General features: G+C 42.6%; 17 protein-coding genes and 2 tRNA genes. 8 read left to right on the top strand and 11 right to left on the bottom strand.

Going from position 1 to position 15931, the window contains the following annotated elements:
- Positions 1-612, bottom strand: a complete 612-nt coding sequence (locus M9899_04850; GenBank protein MCO5113484.1) for a DUF2799 domain-containing protein — start codon at positions 610-612, stop codon at positions 1-3.
- Positions 613-781: 169 nt separating this feature from the next.
- Between M9899_04850 and M9899_04845 the strand changes: the two genes are divergently transcribed.
- From M9899_04845 to M9899_04835, 3 genes are all read left to right on the top strand, one after another.
- Positions 782-1366 carry an OmpA family protein gene (locus M9899_04845; protein MCO5113483.1) on the top strand — a complete coding sequence of 195 codons (585 nt, stop codon included), beginning with the start codon at positions 782-784 and terminating at the stop codon, positions 1364-1366.
- Between the two features lie 160 nt (positions 1367-1526).
- Positions 1527-2258: a protein-glutamine glutaminase family protein gene (locus tag M9899_04840; GenBank protein MCO5113482.1), complete on the top strand. Its 732-nt coding sequence runs from the start codon at positions 1527-1529 to the stop codon at positions 2256-2258.
- Positions 2239-2565, top strand: coding sequence for a hypothetical protein (locus M9899_04835; GenBank protein ID MCO5113481.1), 327 nt, complete (start codon positions 2239-2241; stop codon positions 2563-2565). Before M9899_04840 ends, M9899_04835 begins: the two co-directional genes overlap by 20 nt.
- 103 nt (positions 2566-2668) lie before the next feature.
- Here M9899_04835 and M9899_04830 read toward each other — a convergent pair whose 3' ends face one another.
- Positions 2669-4015, bottom strand: a complete 1347-nt coding sequence (locus M9899_04830; GenBank protein MCO5113480.1) for a hypothetical protein — start codon at positions 4013-4015, stop codon at positions 2669-2671.
- Between the two features lie 282 nt (positions 4016-4297).
- On the opposite strand from M9899_04830, the gene M9899_04825 reads away from it, so the two are divergent.
- Positions 4298-4867: a L,D-transpeptidase gene (locus M9899_04825; GenBank protein ID MCO5113479.1), complete on the top strand. Its 570-nt coding sequence runs from the start codon at positions 4298-4300 to the stop codon at positions 4865-4867.
- A gap of 14 nt (positions 4868-4881) precedes the next feature.
- Here the strand turns inward: M9899_04825 and M9899_04820 are convergent, their stop codons facing one another.
- The gene (locus M9899_04820) at positions 4882-5976 is read right to left on the bottom strand and encodes a DNA alkylation repair protein (protein MCO5113478.1); all 1095 of its coding nucleotides are present in this window, start codon (positions 5974-5976) and stop codon (positions 4882-4884) included.
- Between the two features lie 149 nt (positions 5977-6125).
- Between M9899_04820 and M9899_04815 the strand changes: the two genes are divergently transcribed.
- Positions 6126-6911, top strand: coding sequence for a hypothetical protein (locus tag M9899_04815; GenBank protein MCO5113477.1), 786 nt, complete (start codon positions 6126-6128; stop codon positions 6909-6911).
- Between the two features lie 3 nt (positions 6912-6914).
- Here M9899_04815 and M9899_04810 read toward each other — a convergent pair whose 3' ends face one another.
- From M9899_04810 to M9899_04785, 6 genes are all read right to left on the bottom strand, one after another.
- A complete protein-coding gene (locus M9899_04810; GenBank protein ID MCO5113476.1) occupies positions 6915-7151 on the bottom strand; it encodes a hypothetical protein in 237 nt (78 codons plus the stop codon).
- Between the two features lie 446 nt (positions 7152-7597).
- Positions 7598-7673: transfer RNA gene (locus tag M9899_04805), tRNA-Glu, on the bottom strand.
- Positions 7674-7731: 58 nt separating this feature from the next.
- Positions 7732-7807: transfer RNA gene (locus M9899_04800), tRNA-Lys, on the bottom strand.
- Positions 7808-7908: 101 nt separating this feature from the next.
- On the bottom strand, positions 7909-9204 hold the full coding sequence (locus M9899_04795) for an adenylosuccinate synthase (protein MCO5113475.1): 1296 nt from the start codon (positions 9202-9204) through the stop codon (positions 7909-7911).
- Positions 9205-9547: 343 nt separating this feature from the next.
- Positions 9548-10546, bottom strand: a complete 999-nt coding sequence (locus M9899_04790) for a hypothetical protein (protein MCO5113474.1) — start codon at positions 10544-10546, stop codon at positions 9548-9550.
- Positions 10543-11724, bottom strand: coding sequence for an alanine--glyoxylate aminotransferase family protein (locus tag M9899_04785; GenBank protein ID MCO5113473.1), 1182 nt, complete (start codon positions 11722-11724; stop codon positions 10543-10545). Before M9899_04785 ends, M9899_04790 begins: the two co-directional genes overlap by 4 nt.
- A 45-nt stretch (positions 11725-11769) precedes the next feature.
- On the opposite strand from M9899_04785, the gene lptE reads away from it, so the two are divergent.
- Entirely contained in the window at positions 11770-12348 is a 579-nt protein-coding gene (gene lptE, locus M9899_04780; protein MCO5113472.1) for an LPS assembly lipoprotein LptE, read from the top strand.
- An 84-nt stretch (positions 12349-12432) separates the two neighbouring features.
- Positions 12433-13467: a DNA polymerase III subunit delta gene (holA, locus tag M9899_04775; GenBank protein ID MCO5113471.1), complete on the top strand. Its 1035-nt coding sequence runs from the start codon at positions 12433-12435 to the stop codon at positions 13465-13467.
- Here the strand turns inward: holA and rpsT are convergent.
- The gene (rpsT, locus tag M9899_04770; GenBank protein ID MCO5113470.1) at positions 13430-13696 is read right to left on the bottom strand and encodes a 30S ribosomal protein S20; all 267 of its coding nucleotides are present in this window, start codon (positions 13694-13696) and stop codon (positions 13430-13432) included. The two genes, holA and rpsT, sit on opposite strands and share 38 nt — an antisense overlap.
- A 238-nt stretch (positions 13697-13934) precedes the next feature.
- Between rpsT and murJ the strand changes: the two genes are divergently transcribed.
- Entirely contained in the window at positions 13935-15425 is a 1491-nt protein-coding gene (gene murJ, locus M9899_04765; protein MCO5113469.1) for a murein biosynthesis integral membrane protein MurJ, read from the top strand.
- On the opposite strand, the gene M9899_04760 is transcribed toward murJ, so the two are convergent.
- On the bottom strand, positions 15411-15854 hold the full coding sequence (locus M9899_04760) for a hypothetical protein (protein MCO5113468.1): 444 nt from the start codon (positions 15852-15854) through the stop codon (positions 15411-15413). The genes murJ and M9899_04760 overlap by 15 nt on opposite strands.
- Between the last annotated feature and the right edge of the window lie 77 nt (positions 15855-15931).

Below are 15931 nucleotides of genomic sequence, written 5' to 3'. Positions count from 1 at the left end.
TTAGTGGGTAGTGGAAGGAAACTTTTTGAGCATGGCCTCGAGGTCGGTGATGCGTTTGTTGAGGCGGGTTTGTTCTTCTTGAAGTCTTAAGAGTTCTGACCTGTAGGATTCAAGCACGTCGTAGGCTTCACGAGCAGCGGTGGGGTTGCTGTTAGCCTCCAGTTCGTATTCGTTTTGTTTACGCCAGACACGTCCTTCGGACTCCTGAATTTCAGAGTTCAGCTGTTGGCGTAGTTTTTTTAAATATTCTAATCTTCCTAGGCGGTAAGATTTTAAAAAAGCGTCCTCATCTCGTTCTGGACACGTACCAAAATACTCTTTGCCGTTGATGCCAAACTCAAAACCTTGTTCTCGAGTGCACAGTTTAACTAAACCTAAATCATAACCCTCTTTGTAGATCTCGTTTTGGATTTCGATATCAAAACGCTTTTGGCATTGCTCTTGTATTTGTTTGAAGTTTTTAAGGGGAATGCCGTTTAGGGCATCCATGTAGGCTTGTTGTCGCCAGTTTTTTTCTTCGCAATCTTTTTTGGCGGAATTTTGACAGCCGATAAGTCCTAGCAGAACAAGTGGGAATGTAAAAAAAAGAGCTTTGATTTGCAGGTCTTTCATAAAAATTTCAATTTCCTTAGCTTAAGAGACTTGTTCTTACATAAACAAAAAACTAAAATACCCAGAAAGATATCGCTTGGGGAGGAAAGTTATGTCAAATCTGAAAAAAATAATCTCAGTTTCTGTGGTTTATTTTTTGTTGATGACTCTCCTTGGGTGCTCCATATTGATGGAGAAGAAGAGCACAAATCCCTCGCCTGTGCGCAAGGCGCCTACGCCCCAAAGCTCTACAGGTATTAAAGAAAAGACTCCCAGTGGCCCAACTGAAAGCAACGCTCCGACTTCGGTCAACATAGACAGTCTGGCCAGTAAACGCTTAGATCAGCAGGCTCAGGAGCTTGCTGCGCATGCTAGCACACGACGGACTGAACATGGGATCATTGCGGAATTGCAAGGGGATTATTTATTCGAATCTGCCGCTGTTAATTTTAGACCACAAGCGTCTAAGCGCATTGAAAGTATCGCACAGATTATTAAGAAGTACCCCGAAAGCCGTTTGAGAATTGTGAGCCACACCGATACAGAAGGGAATGCTCAAGAGAATGCAGAGCTGTCGCGTAAACGTTCTGAGGCTGTAAAGCGTAAACTGGCGGAAATCGGAGTGCCCGCCGACGTCATCACCACATACGGAATGGGGGAAACTCAACCCATTGCGGCCAACAATACTGACGAAGGGCGTAAAAAGAATAGAAGAGTTGAGATTGAAATCACCATTGATGAATCCAGTTTGCCCAAAAAGAGCGCAGAACTATAGAAGTATGTGGCTTTTTGAGTTCTAAAGTCCTCACATTATCCCCACCCCATTAAGAAAAGTTTGAAGTTTTTGTGTAGATCCATATTGTACGGATTTTGCCTATTGTGTGTTTCTAAATCAAATGCTGTAATTCTTACCTATCAAGCTTAGGGGGGGAATTATGGCTAAGCTGTTTGTCAGAGCTACATGGGTGGGAGTGTTATCGGCGGTCTTGAGTGTCACCACAGTCTGGGCCTCTATTGATCGCAGCATTGGAAAAACTCAAGTCGAAACTTACAACGGAGAAACCACAGAAGTCAGTGTGATCTCTTATGCCTTTATGCAAGAGCTGTTTGACCAGCTGGCGAACCACCCGCGTATCCCTTTTAAGTTTCCTGATGATGGCTGCTATGCCAGAGCACACAAAATGTCTTTACTACTGGAGCAAAGAGGGATCTTCACCATTAAAAGTTTTGTGATTGGTGACCTTAGGGTAGAAACTCCTAACCACCCTCGTGGTTGGGTGGAGTGGTGGTACCACGTGGCACCAGCTCTATATGTGAAAGATATAAAACCCACGCCACTGCCTTTGGCTGAGGGGTCTAAATCCTCGGCATCGTCCACAGAGTCAGAGGAGGACATGACCTTAATGATTTTTGACCCTTCTCTTTTTGATGATCCAGCAAGTTATATAGATTGGGTGGGAGCCATGGTGGGGCACCGCACAGGACGTGTCAGCGAATCTTATAACACCTTAAGATTTGTTTACACTCCTGGTGACATTTCAAATTCTGAAGAGCTAAGAGACTATTTGATTCAGGATTTGGTCGACATGGAGACCACTTTGGAATTATATAAAGAATTAGAACGTGCTCGGCTAGAGGGGGTCACAAGTGAAGATTATATTTTATAGTAGCATGATCCTGCCCATCCTTTGGGGTACTGTGTGTTACAGTATGATTGGTCGAAGCATTACAAAACAAGATCACATTATGAATCAAGCCATGAAGTCTATAAATTTTAAAGATGTAGTTCGCAGCGTGGACATGTTAGATGACGGCAGTTTAAGAATCACATTTCAGAAGCACGCCGCCATTTACACCTTAGATGCAGGTAAAGCAGATGGATTTTTAAAAAAGCTAGAGCAAAGTAAACAAACTCAAAAGCCTCTTAGCATTTCTGTGATGCCTGATAAGAACAAGGTCATTCACATAGATTAAATTTCTATTTTCACAGAGCCATAGACGCCGCTATTTTGTAATAGCGGTTGTGGTATAAGTACGTCAAAATTCATAATAGAATTATTACGAGATATTGTGGTCTCTATTGGGCAGACATGGATAAGAATTTGACGCATCTTAAAGAGCGTTTGATCTTTCTGGTGTTCCAATACGTGTGCGTGGGAGCTTTGCCTCTTAAAAGTCGAAGTGCATTTTCTGGTAAGTTGACCAAATACTCCATGTTGCGGTTGAGATATTGAAACCACAAAGTGTGTTCGACTTTATTCAAAAATGGAATCCCATATTTATTGGCTAAGATGCCAAGAGTTCCAGTGGCCAAAAGCATATACTCAGACCAGTTTAAGGAATAACCGTATAAATAGTGTTCTGTAACTCCAGTTCCATTCATAGCAGCAAAGCCAATCCCCAAGATGGTGGCGGTTCGGATTGTTGTTGCCCATACGTCTGTCATATTAGTTTTGGTCCGCAGGTTATAAGCAAAGACACTCCAGGGAGTGCTGGCGGCTCCTATCATCAGGGAGTTTCTCAGCAACACAGATTGAAATTCTGGATAGGAGAGAGCATCGAACCCTAAGGCTAAACCATGAGTAAGGGTGTTGATGGCGACGGGTGCGAGAATCCCACCAAAAACAGCAGTGGTGATCATTTGGCCTTTAGGGCTAGGATTGGGCAGGCTAAAGTCTTTAGAAATTAAGCTAGGTATAATGTAACGGCCTGAGCGGATGTATTCGTAGCTGAGTTTATAAAAATTATGAATGGACTCGGATTTTCTAGGCATCCAATACAGCAATACAGTACTCACAAAGGCAGAGGTGATTTGGTAGCTGATGGGTGAGTCTGCGGCTAAGACCCAAGAAGGTCCAATGACGCTGGCCCCATACTGAGCCCCAGCTCCAGTGATCAGTGTGGCGGTGATTAAGCCCTTCCACTGCATGTTCTTAAAGTCACGAGCTACTGAACCTAAAGTTGCGCGTGTGGTGACGATGGTATTACGTTCATTAAGTTCGCGTGTACTGAGTTCTTCTACCATTTCAATCTGAGCGATGGGAGCTGCAATGTCTGAGCGAATGGCACCTTCTGCAATGTTCACATCAAAAGGCATAACATTGACACGAACTCCACGTTTGTCTGCATCTTGGATGCCTTTATGTAGGCGTCTAGTGATCTCGTTTTCATTTTCTTGAGTTCCAAGCACTAGGTTGATTTCAGCAGCTCGGGGTAAACTGTTAAGTAATTCCGTAAGATTTTTTGCAGATAAAGACAGGTCGCTTTCATGAATTGTAAAAACAAGTTTTGTTTTTGCGCGTGGATCTACATCGACCACAAACGTATTGATGTTATCGGCAGAAGGTTGATTTTGTGCGAAGGCCACAAGGGACTGGCAAAGCATAGCGCAGGCAACGAGTAAAGGGGCAAGTATGCGTTTCAAAATAAACTCCTTAAAGCCTCTAACATGTTAAAAAATAGACTCTTTTAGCTTGCAAGCTTAGTACCAAGATGTGGTGCAAATGTGAACTCCCTAAAGGGGTTTTGTAATAACAACTTAATGGAATGCTGACACAATCAAGGCCTATAAGTTTTTCACAACTTGCCATCAAAATTGACAAAAAACGTCTCTTTCCTTTAAAACAAGCCCACAACAAGCAAATACGAAGCAAATGACCATTTAAACTAAAGCTGGCAATAGCCATAAAATAAATGAGGAGAAAACATGAAGTTATTCGGTAAAGCAATGATTGCGACTGTAGCGTTTTTTGCGGTCCAAAACTCTTGGGCCAATGTGAGTACAGTTTGGGATAGACCCGATTTGATTCCTGCTGTGATTAAAACTGTACAGGTGGACGTTTTTGATTTGAAACGTGAGACTCCATCCCTTTGTAAAGACTCAGAATGCTTCCGTGCAGATATTTATTTGAATGATATTCATATTGCTAGATGGAGAGTATCACCAGGTCGTCCACATTATGGTACTGAGTTTGTGGGTGGTTACACACCTGCTTTTGAAGCGCGCTCTTACCATCCCAGTCATTTACACCAACACTATAAAAACAGATTCGGGGACTCTATGCCTTGGGCGGCTTTTATCAAAAATAGCAGTGGTGGAAAATCTGGTTACGCGACTCACTGTGGACACGTAACAGGACGTAGAGAGTCTCATGGTTGCATCCGCATGGTGTGTACAGGTGGCAGAAACGACGCTAAAACTTTAAACCTTTGGATTCGTGAAGCCTTTAAGAATGGCGGTTCAGCTAAGATTTGGACACGTCACACACGTCTGTAATCATTTAAAATATTTTATTTTTTCAAAACAAAAGTAGTTGTGGTCAAACGAGTCCCGTTGACCACAATTTCTATTTTATGGGTCCCTGGATAGTGTTGACGGGTGGTCATGGGTTTTAGGGGGTGCCGTCTTTGTAAGGAGTGAGTGCCACTAGGAAAAGTCTTTTCTGCAAGTTTAAAGACTTTAGCCGACTGGCCGCCTGATTTTTTGACATAGTGGATGACATACTCAATGCGCAGGTCTTTAGAGGCCTGACTGCTATTTTTAAGTTCAAAAGAAAACTCCACATGCTCGCCAATTTTAAACTGTTTTTTAGTGGTTTTAAATTTATGAACTGAAATGTGATTGGCATTATGAACTCCAAAAAGTTTTAAAGCCTCAGGGTTTCGGGCCTTGAGTAAAGTTCTTAGGCCATGTTTGACAATCCACCTTGTGTGATCGTTTTTATTTTTCAACCATCGTGTTGCAAGTTTTAAAGCCAGTTCAGGATGGTCTTTGGAAATATCATTCAGATGATTGGCTACACTTTTTCTTACATACAAGGACCCATCTTCGATGAGGTTTTCAAGAATTTGAACAGAACGACTGGGGTCTGCGATCAGCTCGGGCAGTTTAAAGGACCAAGGCAGTCGCGGACGGCAGCCCTCTGAGGATAGGCGTCGTATATGTTCGTTTTTATCTTTAGACCACTCCTGCATGTGCTTCATAGTGCTTGGGGTGTTCTGGCGAATGAAATGACGGATGGCAAATTCAGATGTAGAAAAGTGTGTGAAGAACTTAAGAGCCTTTAAAGAGGTTTTTTCGTTTTGTAAACCAAAGAGACTCACAAACTCTGGGAAGACCAAGCCTTGCAATCCCTGAAACTGCGGTGCGACTTTCATCAACACGTCAATCTGTTGGGGATAAGTCAGTGACAGATGTGCATGAATATTTCTGGCCACAGTTTCAATACGTTGTTTAAGTTCAAGTTGTGACCACTGTTTATGAAGAGTGGTCTTTTTAAAAGCTGTGCCATCAAACAAAGAGCAGTGTTTGCGAAGTTCTTGAGAAAGTTGTCCCACAAAATGAGGGTCAATACTGTTTTTAAGCTGATAAGAGGATTCTGACATACTCGCCAGCATACAGCACTTGGGCCTACGGTATCAATAAGTGTGCCTACAAATTTCAAAATGAGTCACTTAAAACTTAAGGACACGTCTATAAATACCGAAGGTAAAACTACGTCGTTGTTGTGAAAAAATTGGGATAGGATATGGGAATGACATACAGAACTAGCTTGTGCGTAATATTATCTTTGGTTTGTGGGGTTTTCCTATGTGCTACTGATGCTCAGGCACAAACCGATCAAAAAGAACATGATTTAAAATGTCTGGCTCATATCCATAAAGAGATGGCCCCCTATCATGGGGTTCCTGGGTTGCGGGGTCACATGGAAGGTTATTCGCTGCAAAAGCATCCAACCCAAGATGTCTTTTTTTGGGATTCACTTAATAAAGATGGGAAAACCACAACCAGAGTGATCGCGTCTAAAGAGGGTTATATTGCTTGTAAAATTGGCGAAGGCATAGACCTGAACAATGTGACCTTTAACGATAGGGCTTTACGCAATAGTTCTGTGGATGTTTTAAAAGAAAATCGTATGCTTGCTGTTTTTGGATCAGATATCAGTTGCAAAAAAATCAGTGATGATGATGGAGGCTTGCGCGTGCAAGGAGTGATGTCGAAATATTTGGCTTTGATTCCAGAGTTTTACCAAGAAAAGGTGGATGACCTTGCGATCACTATAAAAGATCAAGAGCAGAGGTATAAAGCTTTGGACTCCATTTCTTATATTTCGGATTTAGAAAAAGCATGCACAGGTGGAATTTTGCGAACCATAAATGCCAGTAAAATTGTCAGACAAGGAATGCGTGTGAGCCAGATATATCGTGCAGAATTTGGGATTGGAAATGAAGTTATGAGAGCACCTCCTATGATTAAATCTAGTAGTGGATCGCTGGTGGCTCCTGCAGCTCGTGGTGGAAGTGCTGTAGGTGCAGAGTAAACCTTAGGGTGTTTTATAACAGCACTTCTTATGAATTTTGACTTCTTTTACTTTTTCAAGTTTTTCATCGGGTATAAAAACAAGATGCCAGTTCTCTTTATTTTTGCCAGGAAAAGCCATGATTTTATAGGCGTAGATGGTGTCGCTAAAAAAGTAACTATCGGGTGTGCCGAGTTCTTTGCGTACTTGTAGCATATCCTCCCCAACATATAGCTGGCGTTTGATTATATCTACAGCCATAGATGCTCTTTGAGAGGAATCTATTGTTCGAAAAAGTATTTTATCAAGTTTTTTAACTCCCCATTTTTTTTCAGCTTTCGAGGCGTTAATAAAATCTGCGGCATAATATTGGGCCCAATAGAAATACACAATGGCAAGCGCGTGTTTAAGCATGAATTAAATAGCCTCAGCTAAATCATGACGCTTCCTTTTAAGAAAGTATTCACGAATTTTATCAATGTCCCAGTCAGGATCAATAAATGGAAAGGTGTTATTCACAAGTTGTTCAAACTCATCTATTTTACTTTCTGGGCATAATCCAAATGCGACTTCGTTCCAATTAAATTCAAAATGACCTACGACTCTCCATTGATTATTTAATCGACTTGCTCTAGCTCCGTGCCATTCTCCATACAGGTCGGTATTCGGGGTACGGTTAATGGTATTCTGGGTGCTGTATTTTAAGATGGCGTTCCCTACGGGAGTCGAACCCGTGTCTCATCCGTGAAAGGGACGTGTCCTAGGCCTCTAGACGAAGGGAACTTGGACAACTTGATACTCTCGAAATCAACTTTTATTTCGACAGCCCAGCAAGTAGAACTGGTGATCCGTCATGGACTCGAACCATGGACCCTCTCCTTAAAAGGGAGATGCTCTACCAACTGAGCTAACGGATCAAAGAAAATCTAAATTGTGATTTTGAGCGAAAATAGTCAACCCTTTTCGCATCTTTTTTCAAAAATTTCCTAAGAAAGTTTTGAAATGATTAAACTTATAGCTAAAACAGAGGACTAAGCCATAAAGTCTGCTGACGGCTTGGTCCCACAGAAACTACACCCACTGGGGTGTCTGTTTTTTCGGCAATAAACTTAACATAATCTTTTGCAGTTTGAGGCAAGTCCTCAAAGTTTTCAATCTGGTCGATGTGGTCACTCCAGCCCTTCAGGGTTTCGTAAACAGGTTCCACTTCAGTGATTCCCCAAGAAGACATAGGAAACTCTTCTACGATGCCTGAGGGCGTTTTATAACCTGTGCACACCTTGATCTCATCAAGACCACTGAGCACATCCATTTTCATCAACGCTAATGAAGTTAAACCATTCGTGCGAATCGCGTACTTTAAGGCGACAAGGTCTAACCATCCACAACGACGAGGACGTCCTGTGGTGGCGCCAAACTCGGCTCCTTTTCTTTGAATTTCAGCACCTAATTCGTCATGCAGTTCGGTGGGAAAAGGACCTGAGCCAACACGTGTAGTGTAAGCTTTGGTGATCCCAATGACCTTTTGAATAAAGGTAGGACCAATGCCCACTCCTGAGCAGGCTGAACCTGCAAGGGTCGAAGAGCTTGTGACAAAGGGATAAGTTCCATGAGTCAGATCAAGAAGAGTACCTTGAGCTCCTTCAAATAAGACCTTTTTGCCGTCCTTAAGGGCTTTGTAAACCACCCAAGAGGTGTCTTTGCAGCGATAGGAAGCAAGTTCTTCGGCAAAAGTTTGCGCCTCTTTCAGCGCTTCTTCCACAGAAATGGGCTCTTCGCCGTAGAAGTTTTCTAAGAGAAAGTTCTTCTCTTTTAGTGAGCGCTCAATCTTTTCGCGTAACATTTCGGTGGGTAAAAATAAGTGTCCAAATAAAAGGGCTCTGCGAGAAGCGCGGTCTTCGTAAGCAGGGCCAATGCCTTTACCTGTGGTTCCAATCTTTTCATTTTTAAGAGCTTTCTCTCTGGCCATGTCTAAGCGGCGATGAAAACTTAAAAGCACAGTGGCTCCGTCAGAAATTCCAAGTTGGGTGTGATCCTCAAGCAAACCTGCTTTTTTTAAAGCCGAGATCTCTTTGGTCATCTGTTCCACATCAAGGACAACACCTGCTGCGATTAAACATTTTGTATTTTTATGCAAAACACCTGAAGGCACAAGATGCAAAACTGTCTTTTTGCCATCGACCACAAGCGTGTGACCTGCGTTAGCCCCACCTTGATAGCGAACCACGTAGTCTGATTCGGCAGAAAAAACATCGACAACTTTACCTTTTCCTTCGTCGCCCCATTGTGAGCCTACAACGATAATACCTGGCATAGTGTGTTACCCCTTATGTGTGAAATTCGGCGCCCTCATTTTTAAACGAATCTTGAGCCTTGGCCACTAATAAAATGGAATAACACAACCAGCAAAGTGGGCCCCTTTCTTGGCGTCCGAGTCTGAATAGGATCGAAAATAGGAAGATTTTTTGGATAGAGTTATTCAAAATCCTCAGACAGTGACGTTTGGCACAGCATTGCCGTTGCAAAGCTGCGCCAAGCCGAACTCGAATTTTGATCAACTCTATCCAAAAAATCTTCCTATTTTCGATCCTATTCAGACTCGGACGCCAAGAAAGAGGTCTCGGGAGGGGGAGAGTGGTGAGGCTCATCAGAGAAAGTTAAAGCTCTTCAGCCCATAAGGTGGTTGGGGGTAATGTGGAGGGTGGGATTTGGTTTGATTTTAGAAATTTGCTGAGAAGCTCCACCGCCTCTTGGCAAGAACGGTTAAAGGACTGTTCGGTGTAGGCACCGATATGGGGGGTCCATTGGACTTGGGGGTGTTCTCGCAGTGGAGACAGGGCTTCAAGGGGTTCGACTTCAAACGTATCAAGGGCGGCGTGGGTAAGAACTCCTGTATCAAGGGCTTTTAATAGGGCAGAAGTTTGAATCAGTTCTCCGCGAGCGCAATTGACAAGAATTTTATCATTTCCAAAATGCTCGAGAGTCTTTTCGTTGATAATATGACGAGTTTTTCCAGTCAGTGGTAAATGCAAGGTGATCACATCACAATGAGTGAAGAGCTCTAAAAGTCCTAGAGGTTCAGCTGCCGCAAGATTCCATGTCGCAGACCCCAGTTCTTCGTGTTCAATATAAGGGTCATGGTAAAAAATAGACATGCCAAAGGCCTGTGCACGTTGGGCCACACGTCTTCCAATACGCCCCATACCGAGCACACCCAAACTTAAAGAGTGAAGGTTTTTTCCTCGAGGCAGGTTCGAGCGCCACTGTGCTTTTTTAAGTTGCGAAGTGTTTAGAAAACGAGAGACGGAAAGAATATGCCAAAGAGTCAGGTCCGCAGTAGAGTCGGCGTTGGCGTCTGGTGTATGAAAAGCCACAATGTTTTTTTCTTTTAAAGCCTTAAGGTCTAAGTGATCAAAACCACTTGTGGCTGTCCCCACAGCTTTCAATTGAGGGGTGAAGTTTAAAAGTTTATGGTCTACTGTGCTAGTGCTGCGAACCAGTAGCGCCTCTACACAAGAGCATAACTCTTGATTATCAAACAGTGTTACAAGAGAACCTTGCACCACATTGTAGTTAGGCAATTCTGTACGCAATAGAGTTAAGGCCCATTGCGGATAATCTTCGGTGACAAAGATACAGGGAGCTTGCGCCTTCATTGCGGGTAGCACTCATCAATCAGAGTTTGGGTTTGCAAGCGGGAGGCATGTTGATCTACAAGCTCTAAGCTTTGAGACGGGGTCATGGAGAGTAAAGGTGCAATATGAGTGGCAAAGATTTTATAGGCTTTGATTTGTTCTTGGATCAAAATGTCGCCCATGTGCCCCCACCGTAAAACGTGTCCTTTCAGATGATCCTGACCTCCAGCCAGATAAAGTCCATCAGCCTTAAGATGTTTTTGAAAGGCCTCAGTAGGTGAGCCCTGCGGTAGACCAAATGCGGTCAAGGAAGGACTCGGGGACTGGCTATAAATGCTGCATCCAAAGTCTTTTAAAAAATGAAGGGTGCTTTCTTGTAAAGCTTGAGTTTTTAAAAAGTACTTTTGCAGTCCTTGGGTGAAAAGAAATTCCAGTTTAAATTTCAAAGCAAGGATCTGGGCTACGGGAGTACTGAAGTTCGTGGTGTCTTGATCGTTGGCCTTTTTTTCTGCACGAAGATCAAAATAAAATCGTGGTTGTGTAACCGAAAGCATTTTAGTCAAAGCTCTAGGGGAGGCCCCTAAAAAAGCTAATCCTGTTGGGAGTCCCAAAGCTTTTTGAGAGCCTGAAACTAAAATATCAATACCAAGTTGGTCCATAGGTAGGTCATAAGCACCTACAGCTGTAATCCCATCCACAACCAAAAGACAGTCGGGTTGATACTTTTTCAGTAAAACCGAAATTTCTGCAAGAGGCTGGTAAGTGGCCGTAGAAGTTTCACAAGCTTGCAAGAAGAAGGCGGAGAACTTTTCTGTTTTTAAGAGTTGCTCGAAGGATTCTAAAGGGAAAGTTTGTCCCCACTCTTGTTTCAGCTCATGGGTCTCAAGACCGTAGCAGCGTGCCAGTTGTCCCCATCTTTCTCCGAATTTACCCGCGTTGTAATACAAAACTTTTTCTGAAGCGTTTAAGAAATTGATGACACTGGCTTCCATCGCTCCCGTTCCTGTGCTGGTCAGACAGAAAACATGGCCTTCTTGGGTTTGATAAAGTTTTTTTAATAAATCTAAAACTTGTCGAAATTGAGCCTGAAACTCAGCGGTGCGGTGATGCCCAGTGGGCTGGCTTAAAATCTGAAGCGTTCGAGGTGAAACTAGCGTGGGCCCTGGGCTAAAAAGTAAATTTGGTTTGCTTTGCGACATGTTTTTTGTTCTAACCTTAGTTGGTAGGATTATAAAGTTTTATCTATGAAATATATATGTTTTTTTATCTTTTTAATGGGAGTGTCAGGCTGTGGCTACCAGTTGGGATTTGGTCATAGAGCCTTACCTGAAGGGGTAAAGAGCATTTATATTCCTATATTTATCAACGATACTTTTGAAACGGGCTCAGAAGTGTACTTCGCCAATGCTTTAAGGGAAGAGATTGTGCGTTCAAAGATTGCCAGAGTGGTGAACCCCGATCATGCTGAGGCCCAACTGCAAGGGCGTATTGTTCGAGTGGACTACATCCAAACCATTCAAGATGCCAGAGAAAGAGACCAGCTCAGTAAAGACTCTGGGGTCAGGTTTATGCCTCGAGGAACGGTTTTGACCACAGAGTATCTGGTGCGTGTGACCGTTGAAGTGCAAATGCTTAAAGATAATAAAGTGGTGTGGAAACAGTGGCTCAGAGATGAGCGACTGTATGATGCTCCACAAATAGGTCTTGAAGCGGTCAATACGGCCAATACTAACTATAACCATAGTGCGCGCCAAACTGTGCTTAAAAACTTAGCGCAAGTGATGATGCACGAACTGTATGGACGCTTAACAGAAAGCTTTTAAAATCTCAGAATTCAGATACAATCCAAGTGTAGTCATTTTTATGTCATAAATTTTTGGTGATTTTGGGGAGAGGCACTTTTGACTTTGGACTTAAGAACATTACAGCAGAGTCTTGCACAGAATAAAATTAGCAGCGCCTACACCATCATGGGTGATGACTCCTACTTGATTCAAGAGGCTTCTGAAGCCATCAAGAACCATTTTTTTGCCGAAGGGCAGGGTTCGGATTTCAATTATGACTGCTGTTATGCCAGTGAAACTAAAGCCATTAACATTGCGGATATCATTGAAACATTACCGATGATGGCCCCCCACCGTTTAGTGGTGGTGAAAGAAGCTCATCTTTTAAAGGATGGGGACTGGCAAATCTTTGAAGAGACTTTTGCTAAGGGGCTGCTTAAAACTGTTGTGGTTTTTATTTTTGAATCCAAAGCCGACAAGAGAAAAAAGTTTTTCAAATGGCTGTCTTCAAGCACAAGTATTGTGGAGCTTAAAACTCCCTATGATAATCAGATCCCTGCTTGGATTCACTATATGGCGGCTCAACAGAGTTTAAAATTAGATCAAAGCGCAGCCTTGCAGCTGCTGCATTTGGTAGGGGCCAACCTTTCTGAACTGAATAATGAAATTGTAAAGCTTAAGACTTACTATGCCTCAGAAGACCGCGCGCTGTTTATAGATGACATTTTAAAAGTGGTTTCTAAAAAGCGAATTGAAAATGTTTTTGACCTGACCAATGCGGTGGGGGCTGGGGACAAGGCGCAGTCGCTGTACTATCTTGAGCAATTGATTGAGCAAGGACAAAATGAGATTGGAGTTTTGTCCTTGATTGCGCGACACATGCGGATTCTTAAAAAATTACTTGAAGGTCAGGCGCAGAACTTGTCGCAAAAACAACTGAGCACCAAAGTGGGCGTGTCGCCTTACTTTTTAGCTGAGTATTTAAACCAAAGTAAACGATGGACAGTTTCGAAGATAGAAGAAGTGTTTAATCTGATGCTAGACACAGACAGGGCTTTGAAGAGCTCGCCTGTCTCTTCAAAGATTTGGTTGGAAAATTTTATTATTCAAACGTGTTCAATTATGAATTCAGGGAATTTACCTGAGAAGACAATCTAGACACTTTACGTGCAGCTAGATTTTTGCTGAAAACTTTTTTCTTTGCCGCTTTATAAACTAGGCTAGTGTAAGTCTTTAATAAAGAAAGAGCGTCTTCTGACTTGTTGGCTGCAATCGCTGCACGAAGTTTCTTTTCTGATGTTCTAACAATGCTTTTTCTTCTGCCGTTGACTGTGTTTTTCTTGATAGATTGTCTTGCTCTTTTTGCAGCTGACTTATGGTTTGCCATTCAAATTCCTTCCTTTTCAAAGCTCTCAATTAAAGATAATGTAGATAGCATACGTCCTTGGCATAGGCAAGATTTCCTATTTTTAGGCGTAAAAAAGCCTTAAGACCTTAAAAGATAAGGGATTTGAGGGCTCTGGTGGGGGATAAAATTGCAGGAGAATCAACAGCAGGGATTGCCAAAAACCCTTAAAAAACAATCTGTTACTAGGATGGCGGGGCTGATGTCCATGGGGACTCTTTTGAGCCGTATCTTGGGGTTTGTGCGCGACCGTCTGATGGTGCAGCTTTTCGATTCATCCATGACAGACATCTTTGTTGCGGCCTTTAGGTTGCCCAATTTCTTTCGGATTCTTTTAGGAGAAGGGGCCCTGTCTGTCGCCTTTCTTCCTGCCTACGTAGAGCTTAAAAAAAAGCAAAATAAAGAAGGTGAGCTTGCAGGCGCGATGGTCTCCTTTTTGTTCATCCTGTCTTTTGTGGTTTCAGTTTTGGGCATCATCTTTATGCCTCAATTTTTGGAGTGGTTTTTGTCGTCAGTGAATTTTCCTGTGGGGACAGAACGTTTTGAGACCACCTTGTTCTTTGCTCGTATCATGTTCTTTTATCTGTTTCTGGTCAGCCAATTTGCGTTTTTTATGTCCCTGCTAAACGCTAACGAAGAGTTTTGGTTCCCAGGGGTGGCTCCTGCCATGTTCAATGTGGGTGTGATTCTCACAATTTTATTTGGCTTTGATGTGGGAGGGGTAAAAGGAAGTGTTTTAGCCGTTGCTGTGATCGTGGGCGGGCTCTTACAATTTGCCACAGTGTTTTTTAAAGCCTATCAAATGCGAATTGTTCCGCGTCCTAATTTTTTATTTTTCAGTCCTAACTTTTTAAAGGTGTTATTGCGAACGGCACCAAGTCTTGTGGGTATTGGTGCTGTGCAATTTATTGGTATGATCAACGTCAGATTTGCCAGTTCATTGAATCAGTCTGACCTCACATTTTTATATTTAGCGGATCGCCTGCTTGAACTGCCTCAGTCTATTTTAGCGATCAGTTTGGGAGCCGCTTTATTATCGAGGCTGTCCTCTCTTTGGGCTGAAGAGGATCTTAGTGGTTTTAAAAATCAGTTGTATGAAACTGCTTCAATCTATTACTTTTTGGCGATTCCTGCGGCAATAGGACTGTTCACCTTGTCCGAAGCCTTAGTCGCTTTTTTATTCAAGACAGGTCAAAACACCTTTGCCGACATGCAGATCATAGGAAGCCTTGTTCAGGTGTATGCGGTTTTGCTTTTGATATCGGGAACATCTAAGCTGTTACTTCCTGGGTTTTATGCTGTGAAGAACACCCTGTTTCCTGCTTTAGGTTCGTGCCTCACCATTGTCATCCATATCTTTTTGGCTCCCTATTTGATGTCCCACTTGGGAGTTCAGGGTTTGGTGTTATCGACCACCATCTCTTCTTTGGCCGCCTTAATTTTTGTATTTGTGATGTTTAGGATTATTGTTACAGACATTAGCCCTTTGCAAATGTTTAGGTCTTTCCCTATGCTGGCCTTACTGAATATTCCTACCTTTGCCTTATGCTGGTATGGCTTTGAGCTTTGGAAAAGTGCGGAACGCCTAGCCTCTAAAAATTTAATTTTAGTAGCCACGATATTTACTGTGGTTGTGGTGTATTTTGCTATAGGTCTTTTATTTAAAGTTTCTTATGCGCAAAGTTTTTTACGCACCTTACGTCGAAGATAAAGAGTGAGAAGTTAAGTAATTTTGAATCTGCTGAGCTTCTATTTTTTTTGTGAAAGTCTTAGCTTTAACCCAGTATGTCTCGAGAGTGTCTAAAGTTAAAGACTCGTAGACCAATCCATCTTCTTCAGCCAATTTTTTCATAAACTCCATACGTTGATGATGCCTTTGGTTGCAAAGATCCAAAGCATCATCGGGTGGGATATCAAGGTGTCTAGCCACCTGCACGATGGTAAATAATAAATCTCCTAATTCATGGACTTGCTCTGGTCGGCCTTGTGTTAAGCTCTGTTCTAGTTCCGTCAGCTCTTCTTTGACTTTTAAAAGAACTTCCCCGACATTGGGCCAGTCGAAGTTGTGTCTGAGGGCATGGCCTATTGAAAAAGACTTTTGCATTGGATTTTGGTCTAAGTTTTTATGTTTTTTTGTCATGCTTCAACTTGGCTGATTCTGATGAAAATGTAAATCAAACGGCTGATATTTTTAGAGAAAAATGCCGATAAAATGAT

The organism is Pseudobdellovibrionaceae bacterium, assembly GCA_023954155.1.
GTDB lineage: Bacteria > Bdellovibrionota > Bdellovibrionia > Bdellovibrionales > UBA1609 > JAMLIO01.
The sequence above is the reverse complement of the archived record's forward strand: the minus strand, read 5'-3'. Positions and strand labels throughout refer to the sequence as shown.